At 62.7% G+C, this 12,250-nt stretch carries 13 protein-coding genes; 5 read left to right on the forward strand and 8 right to left on the reverse strand.

Translation table 11 applies throughout. The features are described 5' to 3' along the window. Positions 1-49 precede the first annotated feature (49 nt). The 5 genes from BUS06_RS20020 (at position 50) to proC (ending at position 5,665) form a co-directional block, all read left to right on the forward strand. Entirely contained in the window at positions 50-1,543 is a 1,494-nt protein-coding gene (locus BUS06_RS20020) for an FAD-linked oxidase C-terminal domain-containing protein (protein ID WP_074265827.1), read from the forward strand. A 194-nt stretch (positions 1,544-1,737) separates the two neighbouring features. Continuing rightward, positions 1,738-2,826 (forward strand): glycolate oxidase subunit GlcE, encoded by a 1,089-nt coding sequence (gene glcE, locus BUS06_RS20025; protein ID WP_074265828.1) that lies wholly within the window; start codon positions 1,738-1,740, stop codon positions 2,824-2,826. A gap of 7 nt (positions 2,827-2,833) precedes the next feature. Then, entirely contained in the window at positions 2,834-4,060 is a 1,227-nt protein-coding gene (gene glcF / locus BUS06_RS20030; RefSeq protein ID WP_074265829.1) for a glycolate oxidase subunit GlcF, read from the forward strand. Between the two features lie 74 nt (positions 4,061-4,134). Further along, the gene (locus BUS06_RS20035; RefSeq protein WP_074265830.1) at positions 4,135-4,833 is read left to right on the forward strand and encodes a YggS family pyridoxal phosphate-dependent enzyme; all 699 of its coding nucleotides are present in this window, start codon (positions 4,135-4,137) and stop codon (positions 4,831-4,833) included. A 16-nt stretch (positions 4,834-4,849) separates the two neighbouring features. Then, positions 4,850-5,665: a pyrroline-5-carboxylate reductase gene (gene proC / locus BUS06_RS20040; RefSeq protein ID WP_074265831.1), complete on the forward strand. Its 816-nt coding sequence runs from the start codon at positions 4,850-4,852 to the stop codon at positions 5,663-5,665. Positions 5,666-5,797: 132 nt separating this feature from the next. On the opposite strand, the gene ubiA is transcribed toward proC, so the two are convergent. From ubiA to BUS06_RS20070, 8 genes are all read right to left on the reverse strand, one after another. Next, positions 5,798-6,661 (reverse strand): 4-hydroxybenzoate octaprenyltransferase, encoded by an 864-nt coding sequence (gene ubiA, locus BUS06_RS20045; RefSeq protein WP_074265832.1) that lies wholly within the window; start codon positions 6,659-6,661, stop codon positions 5,798-5,800. A gap of 181 nt (positions 6,662-6,842) precedes the next feature. Beyond that, a complete protein-coding gene (locus BUS06_RS20050; protein ID WP_074265833.1) occupies positions 6,843-7,331 on the reverse strand; it encodes a Dps family protein in 489 nt (162 codons plus the stop codon). 127 nt (positions 7,332-7,458) lie between these two features. Then, complete coding sequence (gene dps, locus BUS06_RS20055; protein WP_074265834.1) at positions 7,459-7,944, reverse strand: DNA starvation/stationary phase protection protein Dps; 486 nt, start codon at positions 7,942-7,944, stop codon at positions 7,459-7,461. A gap of 67 nt (positions 7,945-8,011) precedes the next feature. Then, entirely contained in the window at positions 8,012-8,170 is a 159-nt protein-coding gene (locus BUS06_RS37875; RefSeq protein WP_167379402.1) for a hypothetical protein, read from the reverse strand. A gap of 147 nt (positions 8,171-8,317) precedes the next feature. After that, entirely contained in the window at positions 8,318-9,769 is a 1,452-nt protein-coding gene (locus BUS06_RS20060) for a catalase (RefSeq protein ID WP_074265835.1), read from the reverse strand. A gap of 100 nt (positions 9,770-9,869) precedes the next feature. Continuing rightward, entirely contained in the window at positions 9,870-10,007 is a 138-nt protein-coding gene (locus tag BUS06_RS37880) for a hypothetical protein (RefSeq protein ID WP_167379403.1), read from the reverse strand. Positions 10,008-10,188: 181 nt separating this feature from the next. Further along, complete coding sequence (locus tag BUS06_RS20065) at positions 10,189-11,148, reverse strand: LysR substrate-binding domain-containing protein (RefSeq protein WP_074265836.1); 960 nt, start codon at positions 11,146-11,148, stop codon at positions 10,189-10,191. Between the two features lie 146 nt (positions 11,149-11,294). Next, the coding region (locus tag BUS06_RS20070; protein ID WP_143787561.1) for an ATP-dependent DNA helicase RecG at positions 11,295-12,250 on the reverse strand (956 nt) is incomplete at its 5' end.

Raw genomic sequence — 12,250 nt, forward strand, 5'->3', positions numbered from 1 at the left:
GCGCGGCAAAGCCGCGCGCCCGGCGCACCGGAGTACGAGGAGAGGAACCATGAATGCACCCGCCGAGCTGTCGGCCGAAGTGCTCGCGCAGCGCCAACGTGAGGTTGTGCAGGCACTGATGGCCGTGCTGCCGACCCATTGTCTGCTGTACCGCGAGGAAGACACCGTCGCCTACGAGTGCGACGGCCTGGCGGCATACCGCCGGCTGCCACTAGCAGTGGCGTTGCCGGAAACCGAATCGCAAGTGCAGCGAATCGTGCAGATCTGCCACCGGCTCGACGTGCCCATCGTCCCGCGCGGCGCGGGCACGGGGCTGTCGGGCGGCGCGATGCCGATCCGTCACGGTGTGGTGGTATCGCTGGCGCGCTTCCGCAAGATCGTGGAAGTAGACTCGTACGCGCGCACCGCGACCGCCCAGCCGGGCGTGCGCAATCTTGCAATCTCCGAGGCAGCCGCGCCCTACGGCCTTTACTACGCACCCGATCCGTCCTCGCAGATCGCCTGCACGATCGGCGGCAACGTCTCGGAAAATTCCGGCGGGGTGCATTGCCTCAAGTACGGCCTCACCGTGCACAACGTGCTGCGCGTGCGGGCCGTTACGATGGAAGGCGAAGTGGTCGAGTTCGGCTCGCTCGCCCCCGATGCGCCGGGGCTCGACCTGCTGGCCGTGATGATCGGCAGCGAAGGCATGTTCGCCATCGTCACCGAAATCACCGTCAAGCTGATCCCCAAGCCGCAGACCGCACAGGTCATCATGGCGAGTTTCGACGACGTGGTGAAAGGCGGAGATGCAGTCGCCGGCATCATTGCAGCGGGCATCATTCCGGCCGGACTGGAAATGATGGACAAACCCGCGACGCGCGCCGTCGAGGAGTTCGTCAAGGCCGGATACGATCTGGACGCTGCGGCGATTCTCCTATGCGAATCGGACGGCACGCCTGAAGAAGTGGCCGACGAAATCGTCCGCATGACGGCGGTGTTGCGCGAACAGGGCGCGACGCGCATCCAGATCTCCCGCTCCGAGCAGGAACGGCTACGCTTCTGGTCCGGACGCAAGAATGCGTTCCCGGCCGCGGGCCGCATCTCGCCCGATTACTACTGCATGGACGGCACCGTGCCGCGCCGCAGTATCGGACCGCTGCTCGCACGCATCGAAGCAATGGAAAAGAAGTATCAGTTGCGTTGCATGAACGTATTCCATGCCGGCGACGGCAACATGCACCCGCTGATCCTGTTCAACGGCAACGATATGGACGAGTGGCACCGGGCCGAAGCGTTCGGCAGCGACATCCTCGAAACCTGCGTCGAACTGGGCGGGACCGTGACGGGTGAGCATGGCGTGGGCATCGAAAAGATCAATTCGATGTGCGTGCAGTTCTCGCCCGAAGAGCGCGATGCGTTCCATGCGGTCAAGCGGGCTTTCGATCCGCCCGGCTTGCTGAACCCTGACAAAGGTATCCCGACGCGGGCACGCTGCGCCGAATACGGCAAGATGCACGTTCGCGGCGGGTTACTGCCGCACCCGGACCTGCCGCGGTTCTAAGGCTTCCGACAGACGGCGGGTGGCATCGGCAAGCGTGGAAGGCGCGGCGAGCGGACACGGAAACGCGTTCCCCGCAGGCCGCCTCGTTCGCCATTCCGGCCCCCGCCTCCGGACAACCCGCTAGGGGTCCGCTCCGGGTTGTCAGTCAGTCCCCGACCGGTACAATCGAGCAAAACACAACGACGCAGGACAACATGGAAGAGGACGACACCGTCGCCGCATGGTCCGAACGTATCCGTTCGGCCACCGCCGAAGGCCGACCGCTACGCATTCGCGGCGGTGGCACCAAGGACTGGTACGGGCAGACGCTGGAGGGAGACATCCTCGACACGCGCGCGCATCGCGGCATCATTTCCTATGATCCGGCCGAACTGGTCATCACGGCGCGTGCCGGCACGCCGTTGCTGGAGATCGAGGCCGCGCTGGCCGACCACGCCCAGATGCTTCCCTTCGAGCCACCCCATTTTGGCCCCAGCGCCACCCTCGGCGGCTGCATTGCGGCCGGAATCGCCGGGCCGCGCCGTCCATCGACAGGCGCGCCGCGCGACTTCGTGCTCGGCGCGGTCATCATGAACGGTCAGGGCCAGGTGCTGCACTTTGGCGGCCAGGTGGTGAAGAACGTGGCCGGCTACGATGTGTCGCGGCTGCTGGCCGGCTCACTCGGCACGCTTGGACTGATCCTCGAGCTGTCGATCAAGGTGCTGCCGCTGCAGCAGGCCGAAGCCACCCTCAAGTTCGACATGAACGGCACCGACGCGGTCCGCAAGCTCAACGAGTGGGGTGGCCGCCCGCTGCCGATCACGGCCAGCGCCTGGCGCCACGGCACGCTCGCCGTGCGCCTCGGCGGCGCCGAAGCGGCGGTCAAATCGGCGCGCTCGGCGCTCGGCGGCGAAGTCGTCGACGCGGTCGAGGCCGAACGTTTCTGGGCTGGTCTGCGTGAGCAAACGGATCCCTTCTTCGCGGCCATCGCGCCGAAGGCAGCGCTCTGGCGCCTCGCGCTGCCATCCATTACAGAGCCGCTGCAACTACCCGGCGCCCAGCTGATGGAATGGGGCGGCGGCCAGCGCTGGTGGATTACCGACACCGACGCGCAAACCGTACGCATCAGCGCCAAACAGGCCGGTGGCCACGCAACGATTTTCCGCACCGGGCAAAACTATGACCGCAGCGCCGGAGTGTTCACACCGCTGCCCGCACCGTTAATGAAAATCCACCGTGGCCTGAAGGCCGCTTTCGACCCAGCCCGCATTTTCAATCGCGGCCGGCTGTACCCCGACTTCTGAGCGCGCGATGCAAACCAACCTCGCCGACTTCATTCGCGACACCGCTGACGGCATCGAAGCAGAATCGATCCTGCGCAAGTGTGTGCATTGCGGTTTCTGCACGGCCACCTGCCCCACCTACCAGTTGCTCGGCGACGAGCTCGACGGCCCACGCGGACGCATCTATCTGATCAAGCAGATGGTCGAAGGCGCGGAGGTGACCCGTAGTACGCAAACGCATCTGGACCGCTGTCTGACCTGCCGCAACTGCGAGACCACTTGTCCGTCGGGCGTGCAGTACGGACGGCTGGTGGAAATCGGCCGCAAGATCACGGAAGAAAAGGTGACGAGGCCCTTCGGTCAACGGATGTTGCGGCGCGTGCTGGCGAGCGTCGTGCCGAATAGCGCACTGTTCACGCCGGCCATGCGGCTCGGCCAGCACGTGCGCGCGTTCCTGCCCAAGAAGCTGCGCGACAAGGTGCCGGCGCGCCAGCGGCCGCTCGAATGGCCGGCGAGGAAGCACGCGCGCAAGATGCTGATGCTCGCAGGATGTGTGCAGCCATCGATGATGCCGAACGTCAACATTGCCACGGCACGCGTGCTGGATGCGCTCGGTGTAGAGACGATCGTGGCCCCGGAAGCCGGCTGCTGTGGCGCGATCCGTCTGCATCTCGGCTACAACGACGAAGCACTCGACGATATCCGCGCCAATATCGACGCCTGGTGGCCGCATGTCGAAGAAGGCGCGGAGGCCATCGTGATGAACGCCTCCGGCTGCGGCGCGACCGTCAAGGAATACGGACATCTGCTGCGCGACGATCCGGCGTATGCCGGGAAAGCACAGCGCATCACGGAAATGACGCGTGATATCTCCGAAGTTCTGCCTGAGTTCGAGGAAGCGCTGGTCGCGGTGACGCGCCGCCGCTCCGTGCATACCGTAGCGTTCCACCCGCCCTGCACACTGCAGCACGGTCAGCAGTTGCGCGGCAAGGTCGAACACCTCCTTACTGCGCTCGGCATCGAAGTGCGCCTGCCGGCCGACAGCCATCTATGCTGCGGCTCGGCCGGCACGTATTCGTTGACGCAGCCTGCGCTGTCGTACGCGCTGCGCGACCAGAAACTGGAAAAGCTGCAGGCTCAGGAGCCACAGGTGATCGTATCGGCCAACGTCGGCTGTATCGCCCATCTGCAAAGCGGCACATCGACGCCGGTGGCGCACTGGATCGAACTGGTCGAGCATATGCTGTACGCGTGACGGGCAAAGTGGGGAGCGCGGGTCCGTATAATCGGGTATATCGTCTCTGCGCAGATTTCTTCTGACGTCTTCTCATGCCCGATCTCGATCACAACCTCGCCGCGGTTCAGCAGCGCATTGCTCTCGCCGCGCAACTCGCCTCACGCGACCCGCGCTCGGTCACCCTGCTCGCGGTTTCGAAAACGTTTCCCGCCGAAGATGTCCGCGCCGCACGTGCGGCCGGACAGCATGCGTTTGGCGAGAACTATGTGCAGGAAGCGTTGACGAAAATCGAAACGCTGGCCGATCTGCGCGCTTCGCTCGAATGGCATTTCATCGGGCCGCTGCAATCGAACAAGACGCGCCCGGTCGCGGAAAATTTCGATTGGGTGCATTCGGTCGATCGCCTGAAAATTGCGCAACGGCTCGCCGAACAACGCCCTGCCCATTTGCCGCCGCTGAACGTATGTCTGCAGGTGAACGTGAGCGGCGAAGCGTCGAAGGCCGGCGTGACACCGGCGGAAGCTGCAGCAACCGCACACGCTATCGCCGCGCTGCCGCAACTGCGCCTGCGCGGTCTGATGTCGATTCCCGAGCCCGCCGAAACCATCGACGCTCAACGGGTACCGCATCGGCAGTTGCGTGAACTCTTCGAGCAGCTACGCGCCGATGGGCTCGAACTGGACACGCTGTCGATGGGCATGTCGAGCGATCTCGAAGCCGCAGTGCTCGAAGGTGCAACGATCGTGCGCGTCGGTACCGCAATTTTCGGCGCGCGCGACTACTCTCACTGAACCATCCCGGAACATCATGAAAATTGCCTTCATCGGCGGCGGCAATATGGCCGCTGCAATCATCGGCGGTCTGATCAGGCACGGCGTCGCGCCGACCGACCTTTACGCGATCGACCCCAACGAAGAAGCGCGCAAGCGCAACGAGCAGCAATTCGGTATTCGCACGGGCGCAGCCGCGGATGCCGCGCTCGCGCCGTTCGACGCGATCGTGCTGGCCGTGAAGCCGCAGGTTCTCAAGGTCGTAGCGGAAGGACTGGCGCCGCATCTGGGCGCGACGCAGGTGGTCATCAGCATCGCTGCCGGGATTCGCACCGCCGATATGTCGAGCTGGCTCAACGGCCATCAACGCATTGTGCGTGTGATGCCCAATACGCCGGCGCTGATCGGCATGGGTGTGGCGGGTCTTTCGGCGACTGGCAGCGTCGACGCTGCGGATCGTGCACTGGCGACTCAAGTGTTAGGCGCCGTGGGCCAGACCGTCTGGTTCGACGATGAAGCGAAGATCGACGCCGTAACCGCCATCTCGGGCAGCGGCCCGGCCTACGTGTTCTACTTCATCGAAGCGCTGCAGGAAGCCGCGCGCCAGCTCGGCATGGACGAAGCGCAAGGCCGCGCGCTGGCTGTTGCGACGTTCACAGGTGCGGCGCAACTGGCGGCTCAGTCAGACGAGCCACCCAGCGTGTTGCGCGAACGGGTGACGTCAAAAGGCGGCACCACTGCAGCGGCGCTCGTTTCGTTTGAGGCAAGTGGGATCAAGGATGCGATTGTGCGCGGCGTGCTGGCGGCCGATGCACGCGCCAAGGAAATGGGCGACGAGTTCGGCAAGCAATAAAGCGGCGTTGCTGCTGGCCGCGCCGACCCGCGCCGGGTTCTTACGAAAACACTGCGGCGCCGCAGGTCCTTCGCGCCGCAGGAAGTCCCCTTCGGCGTGCGTTGGCGCGGCGAAGCGCCAGGTTAAGAGCGCTCAGAACGAGGCCGCGGCGTAGTGCGCGGCAATCCCCGCGAACAGCGCCCCGCCCAGCCAGTTGTTATGGCGGAAGGCGGCAAAGCACGCCATGCGGTCACGGTTGCGAATCAGCGTGTAGTGGTAGACAGCGCAGCCCGCGGCAGCCACCCAGCCGAGCCAGTACAACCAGCCAAAACCGAGCGTGAGACCAATCCGGATATAAATCCCGAGTGTCAGCGCATAGCACAGCATGATCGCGAAAACGTCGTAGCGGCCGAAGGTCAGCGCCGAAGTGCGGATGCCGATCTTGATGTCGTCGTCGCGGTCGACCATCGCGTATTCGGTGTCATACGCCACCGACCAGAACACATTGGCCAGCAGCATCAGCCAGGCAAGCATCGGTACGTGATCCTGCACGGCGGCAAACGCCATCGGAATGCCGAAGCCGAACGCAATGCCCAGATACGCCTGCGGGATCGCGAAGAAACGCTTGGTGAACGGATACGAACCCGCGACGAACAGCGCCGCCACCGACAGTTCCTTGGTCAGCGTATTGAGCGGCAAGATCAGAAGAAACGACAGAAGCGCGAGCACAACCGCGAGCACGATGGCCTCCCACGCCTTGATCTTGCCCGAGGTGATGGGACGGTTCTCGGTACGCTTCACATAGCGGTCGAAATCGCGGTCCGCGTAGTCATTGATAGCGCAGCCAGCCGAGCGCATCAACACCGTGCCGAGCGCGAAAATCACCAGCAGCGACAGCGGCGGGTGCCCGTCCGACGCGATCCACAGCGCGTTGAGCGTCGGCCACAGCAGCAGCAGGCTGCCGATTGGCTTGTCCATGCGGACGAGGCGCAGATACAAAGGGAGTCGGGCGAACATGGGCGGGCGTCGTCAAGTGCGGGCAGTGACGACATTTTAAGGTATGTGCGCGAGGGAAGCCGCAGAACGCCGCCGCCGTGCGCCAGCGCGTCCCAATGCCCTTGTATATCCGGGCCACAAAAAATAAAGCCTCCCACGAATGCGATTCGGGGAGGCCCGGTACTTCAGATACGCTGACCGCTTACGCCAGCATCGCGCGCAGCATCCACGCGGTCTTTTCGTGCGTCTGCATGCGCTGCGTCAACAGGTCGGCGGTCGGTTCGTCGTTGGCCGCTTCGGTTGCCGGGAAAATCCCGCGCGCGGTACGCACCACGGCTTCCTGGCCTTCCACCAGCTGACGGATCATCTCTTCCGCTGCCGGCACGCCATCCGCCTCCGGAATCGACGACAGCTTCGCGAATTCCTTGTAGCTGCCCGGCGCATGCACGCCCAGCGCACGGATCCGCTCAGCGATCAGATCGACAGCCAGCGCCAGTTCGGTGTATTGCGTCTCGAACATGAGGTGCAGCGTGTTGAACATCGGACCCGTGACGTTCCAGTGAAAATTGTGGGTCTTCAGGTACAGCGTGTACGTGTCCGCCAGCAGATGCGACAGGCCGTCCGCGATCTTCTTGCGATCCTTGTCGCTAATGCCGATATTGATGTGTTGTACGGTTTCTTTTTTGGCCATGACGACTCCTGTAAAGAGTGATACGAAACAGCAGGCAGCGCATGGCGCGCTCACGCGCTAACCATGTATCTGCGAACGTCCGCCAGTTTATCGTACAAATGTGCAGACCCTATGCACCTCGCTCACGCTACTTTGCGTAGTTGTGGGCTTCGACCTTCCACAGATAATCATCGACTGCGCGCGAAATTTCCGTGAACAGATCGGAGGTCGACGGGTCTCCAGCATCACCTGACTCGTTGATCGCTGCTACGGTTTGCTGCCCGTATTTCGCAAGCGCCGCCGAGATTTGGCGAACGTGGTCGGTGCCATCCGTCAACTCCAGCGGATACGACTCGAGCTGCGTTTTATCGGCCACGTGTTGGACCCGGCCATCGGCCGTACCACCAAGTGCAACCAGGCGCTCGGCGCTCAGATCGGCCCACTCGATAGCGGCCGTGTGAACCTCGTCGAACAGCAGATGCAGCGCGATGAAATTCGGACCCTTCACGTTCCAGTGTGCCTGCTTAGCCTGCCGTTGCACGTCAATCGCGGTGACGAGCGACTGACCGAGCAGATCGACAGACTTGCGCCGAATCGCTTCGGCCAACGTATTGCGGGTGGAATGAAGTGACATGACAACCTCCATATAAAAAGTTCAGGAGTAAAGCTGCGTGCGCGCAACAGCGCTCCGCCAGTCAGTCCTAGTGACCCGACAGGTGTTGCAGCGCGTGCGATGCAATCAGCGCGTAACCGCTCGTCAGGATGGCAAGACCAATCAGCTTGCGCGAGAAGTTGCCGCCAAAGACAATCCGTGCGTCACGTGCGAGCCGTGCGCTGCCGATGCTTAACATATGAACCATGTCCGTTCCCCTTCGACTTCGAACTGGCAAGACGCCCATGCGCCCACCGTGACTATCGGATAAGGCCCAGGCGGTATTGACTTGACCGCCCGAGCCCGCTGCACCCACCGGCCTCATTCGCCGGCGCAGTGATACTTCGTTCGATGCTTACTTCGCTTTCTCATTGAGCGTCGCCAACCCGGCGATCACCCCTTCTGCGTACGCCGGATCGATCCGGCGGAAATGCTCAAGCTGCCGCGCAAGGATCTCCTGCGGCACGCCATTGATATGGCGCGCGATGTTGCCGAAGAAGCGTTCGCGTTGCGCCGCATCGAACAGGCGGAACAGTGCAGCCGGCTGGCTGTAGTAGTCCTCGTCCTCACGATGGTCGTAACGGTCCACGGCACCCGCAGCAAGCGGCGGTTCGGACGCGTTGCGGTCCTGCGCGAAATCGCCGAAGCGATTCGGCTCGTAGTTCGCTGTGCTACCGAGGTTCCCGTCAGTACGCATCGCGCCGTCACGATGGAACGAATGCTGACGCTGCACGCGCGACGCGTTCACCGGGATCTGGTGGTGATTGATCCCGAGCCGGTAACGCTGGGTATCGCCGTACGAAAACAGACGCCCCTGCAGCAAACGGTCCGGAGAGAAGCCGATGCCCGGCACCACGTTGGCCGGCGTGAAGGCGGCCTGCTCCACATCGGCAAAGTAGTTCTGCGCGTTGCGGTTCAGCTCGATCGTGCCGACATCGATCAGCGGATAGTCCTTGTACGGCCACACCTTGGTGATATCGAACGGGTTGTAGCGATACGTGAGCGCATCGGCTTCCGGCATCACCTGAATGCAGAAACGCCATTTCGGAAAGTTGCCGTTATCGATGTTGTCGATCAGATCGCGCTGTGCGCTTTCACGGTCTTGCGCAACGACTTGCGCCGCTTCGGCGTCGGTGTAGTTTTCGATACCCTGCATCGACTTGAAGTGGAACTTCACCCAGAAGCGCTCATCGTTCGCGTTGATGAACGAGAACGTGTGCGAACCGAAGCCGTGCATCTGACGGTAGTTCTGCGGAATACCGCGATCGCTCATCAGGATCGTCACCTGATGCAACGATTCCGGATGACGCGACCAGAAGTCCCACGCCGCCACGTTGCTGCGCATGTTTGTGTACGGATCGCGCTTTTGCGTGTGAATGAAGTCCGGAAACTTGAGCGGATCGCGGATGAAGAACACGGGCGTGTTGTTGCCAACAATGTCCCAGTTGCCCTCTTCCGTGTAGAACTTGATCGAGAAGCCGCGCACATCGCGTTCGGCGTCGGCGGCGCCGCGCTCGCCAGCTACCGTCGAAAAGCGCATGAAGAGCGGGGTTTCCTTGCCGACCTGCGCGAACACGTTCGCCTTCGTGAAGCGCGAAATGTCGTGCGTAACCTTCAGCGTGCCGAACGCGCCCGAGCCTTTCGCGTGCACACGGCGCTCAGGGATCACTTCGCGGTCGAAGTGCGCCAGCTTTTCGAGCAGCCAAACGTCTTGCAACACCACGGGGCCGCGGGCGCCGGCCGTCATCGAATTCTGGTTGTCGGCGACAGATGCGCCGGCTGCCGAGGTAAGTTTGCTTTCGGACATCGTGTATTCCTGATGAGAGTTTTTTTGTACGGCTGGAAACAGGGCTGTGGGCCGTGCGCCGTTTTTTTGCGCAGCACAGCTCGCCCGACCGGACGACGTCTTACGCACTCAGCGCGCGGTCGACCAGCAACGAGACTGCGACGGTGCGCACGCTATTCGCTGACATGGCGAAGCGGCTCGCCGGTGTGGCGCTTTGGGTGGAAACTTGCTGGGGCTGCTGCGCTTGGGGCTGCGTCATGATTTCCTCCATATCGTGTTGGTCGCGATCGGAATCGGGCGACCCATGGAGGAAACTATACCTATGCTATCGAAAAGTAATATTTGATTAATTTTATCTATTCGATAGGGGCCGACGCTATCGGCCTTTGATACGGGCAGGCCCCGGGGCACCTGATCGCGCTGGGCCTGCCTTGAAACGCTCAATTCACCGCGACGGGAAGTTCGAGTTTGCTCACACCGGCCAGATCGCAGGCGTTGATAGCGTCGCAGATTGCATCGATGGCGGGCATGCGGGTAAAGCTTTTCCGCCAGGCCAGCACCACGCGGCGATCCGGCACGGGTTCGTCAAAAGCCACGTAGCTGAGCAGGCCGGAATCGATGCCGCCTGCGTGCGGCTTCACTTCCTGCACCGACATGCGCGGCAAAACCGTAATGCCGACGCCGCTCGCCACCATATGACGGATCGTCTCGAGCGACGAGCCTTCGAAAGTCTTCTGGATGCCGTCCGCGTTCTGTGAGAAGCGCATCAGCTCGGGGCACACGCCCAGCACGTGATCGCGGAAACAATGGCCGCTGCCGAGCAGCAGCATGGTTTCCTGCTTGAGATCGTCCGGATCGATTTTCTTGCGATGCTCCCACGCATGGCCGGACGGCAGCGCGACGACGAACGGCTCGTCGTAAAGCGGGCGCAGCATCAAGCCGGTTTCGGGGAACGGCAGCGCCATGATCGCGACGTCGATCTCTCCCTGCTTGAGCAGTTCGATCAACTTGAGCGTGTAGTTCTCCTGCAGCATCAACGGCATCTGCGGAACGCGCTTGATCATCTGCTTGACGAGTGTGGGCAACAGGTACGGCCCGATCGTGTAGATAACGCCGAGGCGCAGCGGTCCGACCAGCGGATCTTTGCCCTGCTTGGCGATTTCCTTGATAGCGAGCGTCTGTTCGAGGACGCGCTGCGCCTGGGTGACGATCTGCTCGCCGATCGGCGTCACGCTCACTTCACTCGTGCCACGCTCGAAAATCTGCACATTCAGTTCGTCTTCGAGCTTCTTGATCGCTACCGACAGCGTCGGCTGGCTGACGAAACACGCCTCTGCCGCGCGGCCGAAGTGCCGCTCGCGGGCAACCGCGACGATGTATTTCAATTCAGTGAGCGTCATTGGGGACCAATCAGTGCGATGAATTCGATAGGTTTCAGTTATACACCTATGGGGCCAATTCGCCAACCTCCCCCAGCACAGGGAATGCCCGGAAACGTTACCGACCGTAACGCCGCGCTGTTCAAAACCCGCAAACGGACGCCGGCTCAGGCTTTGAGGTATTGCTCACGCGCCCCGAGCCAGCGCGCCAGGTGCTGGGTGACCACGTCCGGATACTTTTCCAGCAGATGGGCCGCCGCCTCGCGAGCGGGTTCGATCAGCCAGCCGTCCTGCTCCAGATCGGCAAAGCGCAGCATCGCCGCGCCTGACTGGCGCGCGCCGAGAAATTCACCTGGGCCACGGATTTCCAGGTCGCGGCGGGCGATCTCGAAGCCATCGGTCGTCTCGCGCATGGTCTGCAAACGGGCGCGTGCGGTGATCGACAGCGGTCCGGTGTAAAGCAGCACGCAGACGGAAGCCGCACTGCCGCGCCCAACGCGGCCGCGCAACTGGTGCAATTGCGCGAGGCCGAAGCGCTCGGCATGCTCGATCACCATCAGCGACGCATTTGGCACATCTACGCCCACTTCGATCACGGTTGTCGCGACCAGCAATTGCACTTCGTTGCGAGTGAAAGCGTCCATCACCTCGGCTTTCTCCGCCGGGGCAAGCCGGCCATGCACGAGGCCGACGTTCAGTTCCGGCAGCGCGGCGACCAGCGTTTCGTAGGTTTCGACGGCCGTCTGCAATTGCAGCGTCTCGCTTTCCTCGATCAGCGGACAGACCCAGTAGACCTGGCGTCCGGTCAGCGCCGCCTCGCGCACGCGGCCAATCACTTCTTCGCGACGCGCGTCGGAAATGAGCTTCGTCAGAATCGGGGTTCGGCCGGGCGGGAGTTCGTCGATGGTCGAGACGTCGAGGTCCGCGTAATAGGTCATGGCCAGCGTGCGCGGAATCGGCGTGGCGGACATCATCAACTGATGCGGCTGAAAATCGCGGGCGCCTTCCGCTGCGTTGCGCGCCTTGGCGCGTAACGCGAGGCGCTGCGCCACACCGAAACGGTGCTGTTCGTCGACGATCACGAGTCCAAGTCGCGCGAACTCCACCGCATCCTGAATAATCG

This window comes from Paraburkholderia phenazinium (genome assembly GCF_900141745.1).
In the GTDB taxonomy this organism is placed as follows: domain Bacteria; phylum Pseudomonadota; class Gammaproteobacteria; order Burkholderiales; family Burkholderiaceae; genus Paraburkholderia; species Paraburkholderia phenazinium_B.

What these genes read in the sequence shown, in the direction of transcription:
- BUS06_RS20060 (WP_074265835.1), bottom strand. Translation starts at nt 9,769, where the DNA reads ATGTCCGAAAGCAAACTTACCTCGGCAGCCGGCGCATCTGTCGCCGAC.
- BUS06_RS20050 (WP_074265833.1), bottom strand. Translation starts at nt 7,331, where the DNA reads ATGGCCAAAAAAGAAACCGTACAACACATCAATATCGGCATTAGCGAC.
- BUS06_RS37875 (WP_167379402.1), bottom strand. Translation starts at nt 8,170, where the DNA reads ATGGTTCATATGTTAAGCATCGGCAGCGCACGGCTCGCACGTGACGCA.
- BUS06_RS37880 (WP_167379403.1), bottom strand. Translation starts at nt 10,007, where the DNA reads ATGACGCAGCCCCAAGCGCAGCAGCCCCAGCAAGTTTCCACCCAAAGC.
- proC (WP_074265831.1), top strand. Translation starts at nt 4,850, where the DNA reads ATGAAAATTGCCTTCATCGGCGGCGGCAATATGGCCGCTGCAATCATC.
- BUS06_RS20020 (WP_074265827.1), top strand. Translation starts at nt 50, where the DNA reads ATGAATGCACCCGCCGAGCTGTCGGCCGAAGTGCTCGCGCAGCGCCAA.
- glcF (WP_074265829.1), top strand. Translation starts at nt 2,834, where the DNA reads ATGCAAACCAACCTCGCCGACTTCATTCGCGACACCGCTGACGGCATC.
- glcE (WP_074265828.1), top strand. Translation starts at nt 1,738, where the DNA reads ATGGAAGAGGACGACACCGTCGCCGCATGGTCCGAACGTATCCGTTCG.
- ubiA (WP_074265832.1), bottom strand. Translation starts at nt 6,661, where the DNA reads ATGTTCGCCCGACTCCCTTTGTATCTGCGCCTCGTCCGCATGGACAAG.
- BUS06_RS20065 (WP_074265836.1), bottom strand. Translation starts at nt 11,148, where the DNA reads ATGACGCTCACTGAATTGAAATACATCGTCGCGGTTGCCCGCGAGCGG.
- dps (WP_074265834.1), bottom strand. Translation starts at nt 7,944, where the DNA reads ATGTCACTTCATTCCACCCGCAATACGTTGGCCGAAGCGATTCGGCGC.
- BUS06_RS20035 (WP_074265830.1), top strand. Translation starts at nt 4,135, where the DNA reads ATGCCCGATCTCGATCACAACCTCGCCGCGGTTCAGCAGCGCATTGCT.